Source organism: Pseudoalteromonas sp. P1-30 (genome assembly GCF_001400005.1).
Lineage (GTDB): Bacteria > Pseudomonadota > Gammaproteobacteria > Enterobacterales > Alteromonadaceae > Pseudoalteromonas > Pseudoalteromonas atlantica.
Genome location: NZ_LKBC01000002.1, coordinates 306,017 through 321,217 on the forward strand (window position 1 = coordinate 306,017; position 15,201 = coordinate 321,217).

The window sequence follows — 15,201 nt, forward strand, 5'->3', positions numbered from 1 at the left end:
ATGAAAACGATGTATTTTATAACTGTACTGTGCGCCACCTTACTGTTTAGCGCCAGTGCGTTTGCCGTTAAGCAAGTAGAGCTGCTTAAACGCGACGGCGAACAAAATGAAATACCGCTGCTAGATAACCGTTTTCGGATAGACAGCCAATTAGACGAAATAACCTTACTATTTTTTAGAAAGGCAGGTTCGCCCGCGGTTATTTTAGTCAGGCCCGATGGCAGCAAGTACTTTGCCACTAACGCCGTTAAAGATCCCAACCTCGATTGGTTTGATGAGCTTAGTTACGACTTAATCACCATAAAAAAACCGATGGCTGGCCCATGGCAAGTTATTGGCCGCATTTTGCCCGACAGCCGCATTGTGGTGTTAGGGGAAGTGTCTTTAAAAGCACAGCCATTACCTCCTATGTTATTTAGAGGCGAGACAATAAAAATAACGGGCGAAATTTTAAATGATGATGAGCCTATCGATGCTAACTTATTCACAGATGTAGTTAGCCTAAACGTTGACTTTGTAAGTACCAACGATGAAAGCTATGCAAACTTTGGTGCAGGCACTCAAGAAGTTGCCGAATTTAAAGACGATGGCCGCGGCTTTGATGAACGCCCTAACGATGGAGTGTTTACTGGCGAATTTAAATTAGACTTTCCTGCAGGGCAGTGGACACCAGAACTCTATATAGCGACCCCCTTATTACAGCGACGCATTGTGCAAGACCCTATCATTGTGCATGAACCGCCATTTAAATCTGAGGTCGCACTGGCAGAGCTTGATACTGACGATCACCAGCTAACTATTAATATAGATAGCAACATAGTTAAACCTGAAACCGTTATTGTGCAGGGAAAAATTTATTACCCTAATAATGAAGAGCAAATGTTTACAATTGACGCGCAAGCGGGTGATACACGCCAACTAGCAATTAAAAACTATGATTGGGGAAGATACAGCGTTGAACTGTCTGTTTTTGGCACTAATATAAACGGTCGTGAGTTTATGGCCACAATACCAACATACAAATTTGAGATAGAAAGGCCAATAGAAGCAGTACCAGAAATAGACCCTGCTACGCTTATTGATCAAAATCTGGCCTTGGAAGCTGAACCCGTTGAAGAAAAAATGGCCACTTCTACATTAGTGACTTTAATCGTGGGCTGTAATTTGCTCATTTTATTGTTAGGGTGGTTAGCAATTCGTATTTTTGTACAGAAAAAGCCAATCAAATTTAACTTTAAACTGCCTTTTTTAAACAAAAAGAAAGTAAACGATGAGAGCAACGCCGATGCAGAAAAAAATCAAGTCGGCAAAAATGGCTCAAAAAGTGACAAATCAGGTGAAATTTTAAACCTTTCGATGTCAGATGACTAAAAAACCTGTAAAAAAACAAAAAAGCCCTTGACGAAGTAGGGGCTGATTCGTATTATTCACGCCGCTGCAAAGGGAGACCTAAGCAGAAACGAAAATGCGGAGTGGTAGTTCAGTTGGTTAGAATACCGGCCTGTCACGCCGGGGGTCGCGGGTTCGAGTCCCGTCCACTCCGCCACTTGTTATTTCCTCAATAGCAAGCAATAAATAATTTCCTTATTAACTAATCCAAATATAATTTTTTATCAGCTATCAGCCATAATTTACACGTAAACCGTAGTAGATTTGAATTAAAAACTCATAGCTTAATTTTTAGTTTAGTTCATAGCTTTACGTGTTATCAGAATTCAAATTGTCCTTTAAAGTAGTTATATGGCTTGAGGCTAAGTCATAGCGCCGCAGATGTAAAAAGCTTATCTTTATAGTGAAGTGTTAGAGAGGAACGCTGTTGATGTCACAAGCTTTTTCAGAGCTTCTGATACTGTTGCACTTTGCTAAAAGATTTATCGCTATTAGAAAGCGACGTTACTTTCCCGTTAGTGTTGTTTTAAAGCTGTGGTGATGGGTTTTGTTTCTCATAAAAGTTTATTTATAATATCACGCTTACTTATAGGGATATTTTATGATTGAAGTGATTGGCTTAAATAAGCAGTTTGTTACCAACGTGGTTTATCGTGATTACAATAAAGTGTTTAGCAGCCAAAAAGTGTGCATCGAAGCACCTAATGGCCAAGGGAAAACAACTCTATTGATGATGTTAGCGGGGCTTGAAACTTACGAAAGTGGTGAGCTTTTGTTTTCTGGAAATGCATTAACCGAACCACATAAGCAAGTTGCTATAGCCTCTGACAGTATTGCTTTACCCGACTTTTTAACAGCAAAGCAAATAATTAACTTATCCTCAAATACATTTGGCTGTTGTTGGCCAACAGCTATAGTCGATGGGTTTAATTTTAATGAATTTCTAAATACGCGCTTTGACGCCCTATCATCAGGTAACCAAAAGAAGTGTCAGTTAATTTTAGCGCTTATGCGCGATGCACCGTATTTACTGTTAGATGAACCCAGTGCAGCGCTTGATCAGGCGAGTATTGAGTATTTATTAATTTTACTTGATGAATATTTAGTAAATAAGCCACAAGGTCAAATAATTATCACCTGTCACGAGCCCGAGCCTTTTTTACTACATGGCTTTGAGTGTATGCCTTTATGATTGCAAATTTAAAACAATCAATTGGCCAGTACCGCTCTTTTATGGATTATCGTTTTCAGGCATACAAGACTGAACTTACACAATTATTATTACAACTGAAAAGCTTTGGGTTGTTATTTTTAGTGGTGTTGGGCTCGTCAGTGTTGGGATTGATATTGCTACTTTTTTTAGGGCTGGGAAAAATTATTGATAGTAGTGATGCACCTCAATATGGTGCGCAAATGGCTTGGCTGTATTTGTTGCTACAAAGTGTAATGTTAAGCGCAATGAAGTCCGCAATAAAAAACTCAGCCCAACGAGCGTTTCAACAGACATTGGTAAAGCGGTTTTGGCTTGGTTTGGTGGATATAAAGCTTTTGCTGTTAAGTAATGGCTGGTTGATTGCAAGCCTTGTTATCGCGATTGAGCTGAGCATAAACCAGTGGCTTAGGGTGCCGCATTTTTTGGTGTTTTTACTATTACAATTTATCCTCGGCATTTTATGCTTATACAAGCCAATAGCGCTTGTTTATGGATTTTTGTTATCTGCAATGTGGCTAATGTTACCGTTTGATGTAAGTCCACTGACTTATCAGTGTGGCTTTGTGCTGTTATTTGCCTTAAGCACCTTCATGGTACCTTTTAATTTTGCAGCTAAGTTAGAGCTAAGCTCACTTACAGGCTTTTGGCTAATGTTTTTTATACACAACAGCTGGACCTTGATTTGGCGAGGTGCTTTATTGTTGTGCGTATTTATGGCATTTGAGGTACTACTACAAGAGCGCGCTAATTTAGCTGATATATTTAGTATTTTGTCACTAGCTTTTGTGGTGTTGTTTAGTAGTTCATTACAATTTGATTGTAGTCATCTACATCAACAATATAGTGTGTTTTTTAAAATGCAGAATAAGCAAACAGCATTTTTTATTGGCCAATTTGTTCCTAGTTTAATTGTGCTCTTACTTTCGCTTATTGGTTTTTTTGCTTTATTCAACCAAGCAAGTGGCTTGTTGCTATTAACTGGCATTATTTGGTGCGCACTCCAACAAGCTATCGTGCAAAAAAAACCAGCGCATTACGCGCTGGTTTGGATGATCACAACAGGCGGACTGTTGGCTGCGTTAACCTAACGGGTTAAGCTGCATCTGCTTTGCTGTCTTCACTTTTACGTGCGGCTTTGCCTGCTAATAAATCAGCTGGGTCAAAGTCATCAACGTTAATTACGTCTAAGCGGGCTTTTTCAACAGCGGCTAATTTATCAGCTTCTGCTTGGCTTAATATGCCAGCTTCAAGACCCATTTGCGCTACTTTATCAAGTTGGAAGAATGGCAGTTTAAGGCCTTTTTCTTTACATACTCGTTCAAATAACGGCTCTACAGCCAGTACGTCTTTAAGTGTTTGCTCTTGACGGCCAACTAGGTTTAGTGGCTCATCTTTTAAGTAAACATAGCTTGCTAAACGGTTACGCGTTTCGCTAGGTACTTGAAGTAGTTGTGCTAGTTTATGCTCAAGTTTGTCGGTAGGTTTACGAACCGGGCGACCAAACGGGAATAACAATACTTTTAATACGCCACGTAATGGGGCAGAGGGCATGTTATTGATTAAATCAGCAAGGGCACGTTGGCAGTGGTAAAGATGATCCTGACAGCTCCATTTTACTAGGGCTAAATCTTCTTGTTTACGGCCTTCGTCGTTATAACGTTTAAGCGTTGCAGACACTAAATATAAGTAACTTAGTAAGTCACCTAAACGTGCTGAAATACGTTCTTTACGTTTAAGCGAGCCACCAAATACCGCCATGCTAATGTCAGACATAAGCGCAAGCGATGCACTAAAGCGTGATGCTATACGGTAAAACTCTGCGGTGTCGTCTTTGTACGGTACGCTAGTAAAACGTGCACCGGTAAGCGCAAGCCACTTAGTGCGTACAAGGTTCGACATTGTAAAGCCAATGTGGCCCATTAGCGCTTTATCAAATACGTTAAGCGCTTCTTCGCGGTCTTCAATTTCACAAGCACCAAGCTCGGTTAGTACAAATGGATGACAGCGAATTGCACCTTGACCATAAATAATCATATTACGGGTCAAGATGTTGGCACCTTCTACTGTTATAGCAATAGGGGCACCTTGATAGCCACGACCTAAATAGTTATTTGGCCCAAGCATAATCCCTTTACCGCCCAGTACGTCCATTGCATGAATGGTCGACTCGCGCATTTGCTCGGTAAGGTGATATTTAATAATAGCTGAAACAACCGATGGCTTTTCACCTAAATCTACCGCACCCGTTGACATACTAACCGCTGCATCTGAGCTGTAAGCGTAACCTGCAAGTTTAGCCAGTGACTCTTCAACACCTTCCATTTTACCAATTGGTAAACGGAACTGACGACGAATACGGCTATATGCGCCTGTTGCTACGGCAATCGTTTTAATCCCACCGGCAGAGTTTGATGGCAATGTAATTGCACGGCCAACCGATAAACATTCAACCAGCATGCGCCAGCCTTGGCCAGCCATTTCTGGGCCACCAATAATGTAATCAAGGGGTACAAAAATGTCTTTACCGCGGGTCGGGCCGTTTTGAAATGGTACGTTAAGCGGGAAGTGGCGACGACCAATTTCAACACCTGGCGTGTTAGTTGGAATAAGTGCACAGGTAATGCCTGGCTCTTTGTTGTCGCTTAGTAAACCATCTGGATCTTGTAGCTTAAAGGCAAGACCAAGTACTGTAGCCACTGGTGCAAGAGTAATGTAGCGCTTGTTCCAGGTAAGGCTAATACCTACTACTTCTTCACCGTTCCATTGCCCTTTACACACTACACCATAATCAGGAATTGAGCTCGCGTCAGAGCCTGCTTCTGGCGAGGTTAATGCAAAACAAGGAATTTCTTGGCCTTGGGCTAAGCGCGGTAAATAATGATTTTTTTGATCTTCAGTACCGTAGTGCTGTAGTAATTCACCTGGGCCTAACGAGTTAGGTACACCTACAATTGACGATAGTAAGGTCGATTTACTGGTTAACTTTTGCAGAACACAAGATTGTGCAAACGCAGAAAACTCTAAACCGCCGTATTCTTTTTTGATGATCATGGCAAAGAATTTATTATCTTTTAGATATTGCCATACATCTTGCGGTAAATCGGTAAGCTCGTGTGTTGCTTCCCAATCATCTAGCATGCTACATACTACTTCTACAGGGCCATCAATAAAGGCTTGCTCTTCAATAGTCAGCTTTGGTACTGGGTATTGGTGTAGCTTTTTCCAATCTGGGTTACCACAAAACAAATCAGCTTCCCACCACGTAGTACCGGCATCGATTGCTGACTTTTCAGTGTCAGACATGCTTGGCGTTACTTTTTTAAAGGTAGTAAAAATCGGCTTGATAATATATTGCTGACGAATGCCAGTAACAGAAAGAGGAACCGCGATGATCAAAAAGATCAACCAGCTAATTAAACCAAAAGCACCTGCAAAGGTACCAATTAGTAATGTTGCGGCAGAAACACCAAGTGCTGTGTTCCAACTCGCTCTGTGGTAAACCGCGATGCTGAGCAGTGCGATTAAACCGAGTGTAAATATGAGTGTCATTGCTTATTCCTTAATAGAGGTCAGACCACCTCAGTTAGAGTAGCGCTAGTGAGCGTAAGTTTCAAGTACATTACAGCGTTAAATTAACGACAAACTAGCCATTATGCTTATCATTATTCCCTTTATAAGGAACAAGCATGCACCACTGCTATGTTTAATTCAATCACAGCGATTATTTAAGCGCTAAAAATCAGTAAATCAGCTAGCCAAAAAAGTTTTTTTAAGTAAGTATGTCTGTTGTAGCGCACAGCAAAGTACAGCGCTATTTATACGTATTTTTTAAGGGTTAGTTTATTAATGTGTGAATTACTTGGCATGTCAGCCAACGTACCTACGGATATTTGTTTTAGTTTTTCAGGTTTATTAGAGCGCGGTGGTAATACTGGCCCGCATAAAGATGGCTGGGGTATCACGTTTTACGAGGGTAAAGGGTGTAGAACCTTTAAAGATCCTGAGCCAAGCTATCAATCAGAAATCGCCAAGCTAGTAAAAGCCTACCCCATTAAAAGTGTGTCGGTAATTAGCCATATTCGCCAAGGCAACCGTGGCCGAGTGTGCCTTGAAAATACCCATCCGTTTACCCGTGAGCTTTGGGGACGCGAAATTACCTATGCACATAATGGGCAGTTATCTAACTATCACGATTTAAAACCACAATATTATCGCCCTGTGGGCAACACCGACAGTGAGCTGGCGTTTTGTTGGTTGCTAGATAAAATTCGTGAAAAATACCCAAAACGTCCCTCTAATATGGCCTCTGTATTTAGATACGCGGCTAAGCTTTCGCATACGCTACGTGAAAAGGGCGTATTTAATATGTTATTGACCGATGGCGTATTTGTATTGGCGTACTGCACTAATAACTTACACTACATAACGCGTCGAGCACCATTTGGTAAAGCAACGTTAATTGATGCCGATATGGTAGTTGATTTTAACGAAGAAACCACCCCAAACGATGTAGTAACAGTAATAGCTACACGGCCATTAACCAACGACGAACGCTGGCAAAAAATGCAGCCAGGGGAGTTTGCGTTATTTAAAATGGGCGAACTAATTTAGTTAAATAGCCTAAAAGCAAACACAAAAAAACGCGATATAAAATCGCGTTTTTTTGTGTTTGCTATCACCGTGTTTACGGCGCTTCTGATCTTACTTCGCTGCTCTCGCTAACTGGAGTAGAAACAGGCTGGGTAACGGTAAATGAATTCATTTGTACTTCAAACTGCTCCATGCCTTTTTCACCTTTCCACATACGTACAAGCATGTAGTCCATTTCTGGTGCAAACCAGGCAAGGGCTTGGCGTTTATCGTTATCGTATAAACGTTTTACTTTTATAGCTTCTACGTTACCAATTGGCAGCGAAATCATTTCTTTGCCAACCACTTCAAAGTTGTAGTCGCGGCGATTGCCTTTTTTATCAATAAGCGGAAACGAAAAATAAGTTTCGCCTTTTTTTAAGCCTTCGCGTACTTGTACTTGATACGAAATAGCATCTTGAAATTCGTCAGTCCATTCGCACTTTAGCGGGTATTCGCTAGTACTACTGGTGACCACTTTATTTTGTGTATCAAAGTCTATTTTATAATCTTTATCTGGGCCGGTGCCGGTACGCACCATATTGTAATGATGAGGAGTGACTTTGTTATCTAAAAAAGTAAATACTGAGGTTTCCTCTCGCTTGTCAGAGAAAATCATCCACTCAATATTGCTGTGATAAGTAAGTTGATACGTTTGCTCGCCAACTTTTTTAAGTTCGCGTACTGCCTCGCCATGATTTTTACCTTTGCGTAAAATATCGTAGCTGGCTTGATACTCTGTTAGTTCGCCTGCATTTAGGCTAGTAGGAAGTAAAGCGCCCACACATAACAGCAGGGCACTTATTTTTTTATTGTGGGTAGTGCGCGCCGTGTGCAGGAAGTTGTTTTTCGTCAAGAACTGCATAATCTGCTTCCATAGTAAGTCTGTGTTCACTGAACCACTTGACCACCAAAGGATAAATTATATGCTCTTGTTCGTGCACGCGTTTAGCTAATGTTTCTGCTGTATCATCCTTGAGTACAGGTATTTGCGCCTGAAGAATAACGGGACCGCCGTCTAACTCTTCAGTTACAAAATGAACACTTACGCCATGAACATCGTCTTTTGCATCAATTGCTCTTTGGTGGGTATTCAGCCCCTGATACTTAGGCAACAAAGATGGATGAATGTTCAACATTTTTCCAACATATTTTTGCACTAAGCTAGGAGTAAGAATACGCATAAACCCAGCTAATACAACTAGATTTGGCATAAAAGAGTCAATAACGTTCATTAATTGCGCATCATAGGCCTCGCGCGAGTCAAAATCTTTGTGACTGAGCACTTTTGTAGCAATACCTGCTTGTTTTGCACGCTCAAGGCCGTAAGCGTCTGCTTTGTTACTTATAACAGCCGCTATGTGTCCGTTTATTTCGCCGCGCTCGCAGGCATCAATAATGGCTTGTAAATTAGAACCACTACCCGATATTAATACCACTAAGCGAATGGGTGCCATTACTTAGCACCACCTACAATTTCTACTTGCTCTTCGCCGGCAACAGCATCTTGAATTTCACCAAGGTGCCATGCGTTTTCGCCAAGCTCTTTTAAAATGCTTAAGCTTTGCTCTAGCGCGTCGCCTGGTACTACTAATACCATGCCTACACCACAGTTAAATGTACGGTACATTTCGTGCGTAGTAATATTGCCGTTTTCTTGTAACCAGTTAAAAACGGTTGGCCACTGCCAGCTATCGCCTTTAACTACTGCTTTTGCAGAATCAGGTAATACACGCGGAATGTTTTCCCAAAAGCCGCCGCCAGTAATATGCGATAGGGCATGCACGTCTACTTGCTTAAATAACTCAAGTAAAGGCTTAACGTAAATACGGGTTGGCTCTAGTAAGTGCTCGCCTAGTGTTTTGCCGTCAATAACTTGGTTCGTATCGGCGTTTGATACTTCAAGCACTTTACGAATTAAAGAAAAGCCGTTTGAGTGCGGACCGCTAGAGGCAAGGGCAATAAGTTGATCGCCGGCTGCTACTTTTGTGCCATCAATAATTTTAGATTTTTCTACTACGCCGGTACAAAAACCGGCCATGTCGTAGTCTTCACCATCGTACATACCTGGCATTTCAGCTGTTTCGCCGCCAATCAGGGCACAGCCAGAAATCTCACAGCCTTTACCAATACCGGTTACTACATCGGCCGCTGTGTCTACATCTAGTTTACCTGTTGCATAGTAATCTAGAAAAAACAGGGGTTCAGCGCCTTGTACTATTAAATCGTTTACACACATTGCAACTAAATCAATACCTACAGTGTCGTGTTTTTTTAAGTCGATAGCTAAACGTAGTTTAGTACCTACACCGTCAGTACCTGCCACTAGTACTGGCTGTTTGTAACCTTCTGGAATTTCGCAAAGAGCGCCAAAACCACCAATTCCGCCCATTACTTCTGGACGACGCGTTTTTTTAACTACGCCTTTAATACGCTCAACAAGTGCATTACCAGCGTCGATATCTACGCCCGCGTCTTTATAGCTTAATGACTGTTTTTGTTCGCTCACAGGTTTTCCTCAAATAATTGCTTGGGGTTGCTTTTCGATAGCTTAGAAACGCGCGTATTTTACAACAATTGCAACTGCGCGGCTAGCTCAAATATAGTTTTGAAATAATTAACAAGGACACTTGTCCGCTATTAGTTTGTTAATTGCACAAAAAAAGCACCCTAGGGTGCTTTTTAGTTATTTATGCTTTGGCAGTTAGTATTGCTCTAAGTGGAGCAGGGTAACCTTCAATGGTTTTACTGGTATCGTTTGGGTCTAAAAAATCAACTAATGATTCGTTTTCCATCCAGTCGGTCCTACGTTGCTCATCAAGCGTGGTAATTGCGCAATCTTTTATTTGCACATCTTTAAAGCCAACGCGTTCCATCCACAGTTTTAATGCAGCAGTACTTGGAATAAACCAAACGTTGCGCATTTTTGCGTAGCGGTCGGTAGGTACCAGTACGGTGTTTTCATCGCCTTCAATTACTAACGTTTCTAGTACGAGTTCGCCACCTGGGCGAAGCTGCGCTTTTAACTGCGCTAAAAAATCGATAGGCGAGCGGCGGTGATACAGCACCCCCATAGAAAACACCGTATCAAACGCTTTAAGCTCGGGTAGTGCTTCTACACCTAATGGTAATAAATGCACGTTTTCGTCTGGGTTGTAATGTTTAATGGCCTGAAACTGACACAAAAATAAATCAGAAGGGTCAATACCCACTACAAATTCAGCGCCTTCACCGCGCATACGCCATAAGTGATAGCCAGAGCCACAGCCGATATCTAATACTGTGCGGCCTTTTAATGGCTCAATATGGGGAAGCAGGCGGTCCCACTTCCAATCGCTGCGCCACTCTGTGTTTATTTCAATACCGTGTACAGTAAAGGGGCCTTTGCGCCATGGCATCATGCGTTTTAATAAATGCGTGGCTTGTTTTTGCTCGCCTTCGCTCATCTCCCCCGGTGCGCCAATTTCTACTTTAGTGGCGATATCAACGTGGGTTGTTTTTACTTCTGGCAGATTTTTAAGTACTTTTTGCCATTTTGGTAAATCGCCATGGCTTGCCTCGTTTTGCCAATGCTTTAATTGAGCTGGCAGGGTTTCTAGCCAGTGGCTAAGTGGGCTTTGTGCAATTGCTGCGTAAAATTGGTTAAACCATTGAGACATAAGTCACTCTCTTTATTTAATTGCTACCATTGAGCAAAAATTAAAACATTGATACCACACCTGCGTTTGGCTAAAACCAATGTCGCTTAAACGATTAAAGTGAGTGCTTAGCGTATCGGGGCGCATCACGTTTTCAATGGCAGTACGTTTTTGGCTTATTTCAAGCTCTGAGTAGCCATTGTGGCGTTTAAAGTCGTGGTGCAAATCGATTAATAAATTATCGCACTGCTCGTTTTCGGCTTTAATTTTTTCGCTAAGGAGCAGGACGCCACCGGGTTTTAAGTTAGCGTAAATTTTTTCAAGCACGGCTTGGCGCTGTAAAGGCGGAATAAATTGCAAGGTAAAATTCATGGCCACTACCGACGCATTTTGAATCTCAAGCTCGTTAATATCGCCTAAAGTTACTGTAACAGGCACGTCTGACTTAAAGCCTTGTAAATGTACCTTACAACGCTCAACCATAGCTTGTGAGTTATCTACAGCAATAATGTGGCAGTTATCGGTGCGAATATTACGGCGCATACTTAGGGTAACTGCACCAAGCGAGCAGCCTAAATCGTAAAGGTTTGAATTACTTTGCGCATATTCACCGGCCAATTTACCCATAGTGCTTACAATGGTGGCATACCCAGGCACAGAGCGCTGGATCATATCCGGAAAAACCTCAACCACATTTTGGTCGAAGCTAAAATCTTTTACTTGTTGCTCAGAGGCGTAAATACTGTCTTTTATACTCACTAAGGCAGTCTCTTTAAAAATAATGGCACTATTTTAACATTTTATACTGGATAGTCAGTGATAAATTCAGTAGCTTGGCTAGAATTATGAATAATAAGTATAAAAGAGAACGTTAAATGAGCAAAAGTAAGGTAATTAGCACAGACGATATATTAGCAACCCTATGTCATTCAGTGACGGGTGTTCTGTCATCAGCCAGTGGTAACGAAATTAGCTACTCGGCTATGGTGCAAAAAATAACGCGCACCTGTATGCGTCCAGACATTGGCTGTTTTGTATTATTTGATGGTGGCTTTACAGGGCTGGTAGTCACTAATTTTACAGCGCAAGCGGCAATGGAAATTTACGGCGATTACATGCGCAATATGGGCATGCCTGAAGAAGAAATTGCCCACAGTCATTTATCAGATGACGTTTCAAATGTAATGGGCGAGCTGATGAACCAAATTGTTGGTGACTTCACTTCTAAAGTGCGTGAGCAGTTACATACCTCTATTACGCAAAACCAGCCAAAAATGATGGCGATTAATAAACAAGTGCAAATATCGGTTGATACCACTATGGATCGTCCACAAGCACGCCGCGTAACCTTTACTACGCGCAACCAAAATATCTTTTACCTAGAGCTGGCAATGGATAAAACAGAGTTTATTAAACTACATGACTTTGACATTGTAGAAGCGATAGACCCTGATGACATTATCGAAAACGAAGCTAAGCAAAAGGCCGAAAAAGCAAAAGCTAAGTCAAAAGAAGCAGAACAAGATGATGCCGATGATGACTTTATGGCTGAGCTAGGGCTGTAATGTAGGTTGGGTTGAGCGAAGCGAAACCCAACGTGCTTTTGAGCTGTCAGTTTTAAGCTATCAGCGGTCAGTAGAAAAGTTACCAAAGAGAACGCGATTTTATATCGCGTTTTTTTATTGAGAACTTTGATTACGAGTTAGGTTGTATTTATTTTTCGCTGACCGCTGACCGCTGACCGCTGACCGCTGACCGCTGACCGCTGACNTGATCTGACTCCATAAAAGTAGACACCTATTTAGGAGTCAGTTCTCATGAAAGTAAAAGCGTTTCGTAAACATACAGAGGAATTTAAAAGAAAAGTGGTGCAGGAGTCACTAGACTCACACGGTACCGTTAAAATGACCGCTAATAAATACGGTATTCATCCCGATATGCTGTCAAGTTGGAGAAGTAAAATGACCTCAAGAAAAGAGCTTAAGCCACTTAAAAACCATGGTCCAGAAAAGTCATATAAAGACCTTGAACGTCAAGTTCGTAACCTTGAAAAGCAGCTTGAGGACGTACAGTTGGAGAACGACGTACTAAAAAAGGCGAGGGCCTACTTCGACAGTCTAAAAGAATAAGGTTTCAATATATTCATAAGACCACGACGGTGAAGAAAACAGTAAGCAAGTTATGTAAGTTATTATCTGTTTCTAAGGCTGGGTATTACAAATGGTTGAAACAGTCGTCGAATCCAGTTGAAAGAAAAAATGATTTTTTACTTCAGTTTTTAATAAAAAGAAGTAATGAAGAGCACTGCATACCTGGTTACAGAAAATTGTGGCAAGCCGCCATAGCCGACGGATATGATTGCAGTAAAGGCCGAGTGCAGCGTTTATTACAAAGCGTAGGTTATCGCTCTAAATCAGGTAAGCGTCGCTACACCAGTGGTAATAAAAAGCAGGGTTTTATAACGACAGAGAATCTACTTGCTCGTCAATTTGATGTTGAAGAGCCTAATAGTGTATGGGTATCGGATATAACTCAGGTGCGCTGTAAAGAAGGCTGGCAGTACTTATGTGTCATTTTAGATTTATACTCACGCAAAGTTGTGGGCTGGGCAACAAGTCGAATTAATAATGCGGTTTTAGTGATTAAAACACTAAAGAAGGCTTGGAATGTGCGCAAGCCGAACGGGCAACGTTTACTGTTTCATTCAGATCAAGGGAGCCAGTATCGAGCTAAAGAGACTATATCGTGGTTGAACAAGCGAGGTGTAACGATTAGCATGTCGAGAAAGGGGAACTGCTGGGATAATGCCTGTTCAGAAAGTTTTTTTGCTCAGTACAAAAAAGAATGGATGAGTAATCTAAATGAACTGAGCCGTAGCGAAATGACAATACAAAGTCGTTTTTATATTGAGAATTACTACAACTCAGTGCGAATGCATGGGACGATTGGAAATGTTAGCCCCATACAATATGAATCAATGAATTAAAACCCCGTGTCTACTTTATCGGGGTCAGATCAGATAGCTGATAGCTGATAGCTGATAGCTGATAGCTGATATCTATTCCCTTTTATTTTAGCTACAATACGCGCCGAACAAATTTTAGGTAATAGCCCCCTTGAAAAATCCCCAACATAACTCAGTATTAGTTTTGCGTGCTCAGCAAATCAGCGAATCGCGCCGCGAATTTAATGCCCGTGGCGGCAAAATGGATCGCTGTGAGCAGTGTTTAATTGCTAAGCATTACTGTATATGTGAGGGGGTAGAACAAGCGCAGTGCGATGCTGGCGTGTGTTTATTAATGTATCATAATGAAAGCTTTAAACCGTCAAACACAGGGCGTTTAATTGCTGAAATAGTCCCTGACAACTATGCATTTAGATGGGACAGAACAGAGCCAAGCGCTGAGCTATTAGCTTTATTAAACAACGCTGATTATCAACCTATGGTGATATTTCCAGCTGAAGATGTAGAGCCGGGCAGGGCAACCACCGAAGTAAACATTGAACCTGGCAAAAAGCCATTATTTATATTTTTAGATGGCACCTGGCGCGAAGCTAAAAAAATGATCCGCAAAAGCCCGTATCTAGATAATTTACCGGTGTTGTCGATCACCGCTGATAAACTATCAGATTACCGTTTACGCGTTGCACCTCACGCATACCAGTTAGGCACTGCTGAGGTAGGCATTATGGTGTTAGCGCTCGCAGGTGAGCAAGATGCCGCCTTAAAGCTTGAACAGCACTTTATAAAATTTCGTGATGCGTACTTACTTGGTAAGCGAAATAAGGGCAGGCCGCAGTAACTTAATTTTAGGCAAAGAAAAGCGCGCTCTATCTCTAGGCGCGCTTGCGGAATCTTCTAATTTTGCATCCTGCAATTGAACTTAATCAACTCCAATTTTTACTTATCCATGTGATTACGATATTACTTTTTAGTTCTATGTAATTTAGGCTATCCGGGCCTATCTCCTTTAAATCCCTGTACATCCTGTAGTGGTAAAAACTATTACCTATTCCTTTTGGCACATCCTAGTGCAGTCCATTAATTTACAATTCCATTGTGTTGCCTCAAGGGCCTGTCCATTTAATTCCTATCACATCCTGTTAAACAACTATCCGCTGTTGTTATCCTTGCTGTATCGTCCTGATACGTTCCTTTGTGCAACAATCCATTGCGATACTCATCCTGAGCCTGTCCTAATTTCCGTGTTGTCCGTAGTAACCTAATCATTGGTTGTTCGAGTAAGCAGTCCATTTCCTTTTACTCGATAAGCATCACTGCTTGGTTGATGTAGTAATTGTAGCGTGCTGGTGCAACTAAAATAGGTTAAA

Annotated in this window: 13 protein-coding genes and 1 tRNA gene; 8 read left to right on the plus strand and 6 right to left on the minus strand. The window is 41.6% G+C overall.

Features of this window, described 5'->3' with window-relative positions:
* The 4 genes from AN395_RS04865 to AN395_RS04880 all read left to right on the plus strand — a co-directional run bounded on the left by AN395_RS04865 (nt 1) and on the right by AN395_RS04880 (nt 3,690).
* Complete coding sequence (locus tag AN395_RS04865; RefSeq protein ID WP_054982274.1) at nt 1-1,371, plus strand: TIGR03503 family protein; 1,371 nt, start codon at nt 1-3, stop codon at nt 1,369-1,371.
* A 98-nt stretch (nt 1,372-1,469) separates the two neighbouring features.
* Nucleotides 1,470-1,546 (plus strand) — tRNA-Asp (locus tag AN395_RS04870).
* 444 nt (nt 1,547-1,990) lie between these two features.
* Nucleotides 1,991-2,581 (plus strand): ATP-binding cassette domain-containing protein, encoded by a 591-nt coding sequence (locus AN395_RS04875; RefSeq protein WP_004589026.1) that lies wholly within the window; start codon nt 1,991-1,993, stop codon nt 2,579-2,581.
* Entirely contained in the window at nt 2,578-3,690 is a 1,113-nt protein-coding gene (locus tag AN395_RS04880) for a DUF6136 family protein (RefSeq protein ID WP_054982275.1), read from the plus strand. The genes AN395_RS04875 and AN395_RS04880 overlap by 4 nt, the downstream gene beginning before the upstream one ends.
* A 4-nt stretch (nt 3,691-3,694) precedes the next feature.
* On the opposite strand, the gene fadE is transcribed toward AN395_RS04880, so the two are convergent.
* The gene (gene fadE / locus AN395_RS04885) at nt 3,695-6,151 is read right to left on the minus strand and encodes an acyl-CoA dehydrogenase FadE (protein ID WP_004589028.1); all 2,457 of its coding nucleotides are present in this window, start codon (nt 6,149-6,151) and stop codon (nt 3,695-3,697) included.
* A gap of 297 nt (nt 6,152-6,448) precedes the next feature.
* On the opposite strand from fadE, the gene AN395_RS04890 reads away from it, so the two are divergent.
* Nucleotides 6,449-7,213 carry a class II glutamine amidotransferase gene (locus tag AN395_RS04890; RefSeq protein WP_004587229.1) on the plus strand — a complete coding sequence of 255 codons (765 nt, stop codon included), beginning with the start codon at nt 6,449-6,451 and terminating at the stop codon, nt 7,211-7,213.
* Nucleotides 7,214-7,286: 73 nt separating this feature from the next.
* Here AN395_RS04890 and AN395_RS04895 read toward each other — a convergent pair whose 3' ends face one another.
* The 5 genes from AN395_RS04895 to cmoA all read right to left on the minus strand — a co-directional run bounded on the left by AN395_RS04895 (nt 7,287) and on the right by cmoA (nt 11,628).
* Entirely contained in the window at nt 7,287-8,024 is a 738-nt protein-coding gene (locus AN395_RS04895; protein WP_054982662.1) for a DUF3108 domain-containing protein, read from the minus strand.
* Nucleotides 8,025-8,040: 16 nt separating this feature from the next.
* Nucleotides 8,041-8,688, minus strand: coding sequence for a phosphoribosylglycinamide formyltransferase (purN, locus tag AN395_RS04900; RefSeq protein WP_004588939.1), 648 nt, complete (start codon nt 8,686-8,688; stop codon nt 8,041-8,043).
* The gene (purM, locus tag AN395_RS04905; protein ID WP_029772582.1) at nt 8,688-9,740 is read right to left on the minus strand and encodes a phosphoribosylformylglycinamidine cyclo-ligase; all 1,053 of its coding nucleotides are present in this window, start codon (nt 9,738-9,740) and stop codon (nt 8,688-8,690) included. Before purM ends, purN begins: the two co-directional genes overlap by 1 nt.
* Before the next feature lie 181 nt (nt 9,741-9,921).
* Nucleotides 9,922-10,890, minus strand: coding sequence for a tRNA 5-methoxyuridine(34)/uridine 5-oxyacetic acid(34) synthase CmoB (cmoB, locus tag AN395_RS04910; RefSeq protein WP_054982276.1), 969 nt, complete (start codon nt 10,888-10,890; stop codon nt 9,922-9,924).
* Nucleotides 10,891-10,902: 12 nt separating this feature from the next.
* Nucleotides 10,903-11,628, minus strand: coding sequence for a carboxy-S-adenosyl-L-methionine synthase CmoA (cmoA, locus tag AN395_RS04915; protein WP_004588942.1), 726 nt, complete (start codon nt 11,626-11,628; stop codon nt 10,903-10,905).
* 116 nt (nt 11,629-11,744) lie between these two features.
* Between cmoA and AN395_RS04920 the strand changes: the two genes are divergently transcribed.
* The 3 genes from AN395_RS04920 to AN395_RS04935 all read left to right on the plus strand — a co-directional run bounded on the left by AN395_RS04920 (nt 11,745) and on the right by AN395_RS04935 (nt 14,672).
* Nucleotides 11,745-12,434: a DUF3334 family protein gene (locus AN395_RS04920; protein WP_004588943.1), complete on the plus strand. Its 690-nt coding sequence runs from the start codon at nt 11,745-11,747 to the stop codon at nt 12,432-12,434.
* 252 nt (nt 12,435-12,686) lie between these two features.
* Nucleotides 12,687-13,855 (plus strand): IS3 family transposase gene (locus AN395_RS04930; protein ID WP_095206617.1). Its coding sequence is split into 2 segments (ribosomal slippage): nt 12,687-12,957 and nt 12,957-13,855, totalling 1,170 coding nucleotides; the frame shifts between segments, so codons are not numbered across the junction.
* Nucleotides 13,856-13,985: 130 nt separating this feature from the next.
* A complete protein-coding gene (locus tag AN395_RS04935; protein WP_029773351.1) occupies nt 13,986-14,672 on the plus strand; it encodes a tRNA-uridine aminocarboxypropyltransferase in 687 nt (228 codons plus the stop codon).
* Nucleotides 14,673-15,201 lie beyond the last annotated feature (529 nt).

What these genes read in the sequence shown, in the direction of transcription:
- purN (WP_004588939.1), bottom strand. Translation starts at nt 8,688, where the DNA reads ATGGCACCCATTCGCTTAGTGGTATTAATATCGGGTAGTGGTTCTAAT.
- AN395_RS04920 (WP_004588943.1), top strand. Translation starts at nt 11,745, where the DNA reads ATGAGCAAAAGTAAGGTAATTAGCACAGACGATATATTAGCAACCCTA.
- AN395_RS04880 (WP_054982275.1), top strand. Translation starts at nt 2,578, where the DNA reads ATGATTGCAAATTTAAAACAATCAATTGGCCAGTACCGCTCTTTTATG.
- AN395_RS04865 (WP_054982274.1), top strand. Translation starts at nt 1, where the DNA reads ATGAAAACGATGTATTTTATAACTGTACTGTGCGCCACCTTACTGTTT.
- cmoB (WP_054982276.1), bottom strand. Translation starts at nt 10,890, where the DNA reads ATGTCTCAATGGTTTAACCAATTTTACGCAGCAATTGCACAAAGCCCA.
- AN395_RS04890 (WP_004587229.1), top strand. Translation starts at nt 6,449, where the DNA reads ATGTGTGAATTACTTGGCATGTCAGCCAACGTACCTACGGATATTTGT.
- fadE (WP_004589028.1), bottom strand. Translation starts at nt 6,151, where the DNA reads ATGACACTCATATTTACACTCGGTTTAATCGCACTGCTCAGCATCGCG.
- AN395_RS04875 (WP_004589026.1), top strand. Translation starts at nt 1,991, where the DNA reads ATGATTGAAGTGATTGGCTTAAATAAGCAGTTTGTTACCAACGTGGTT.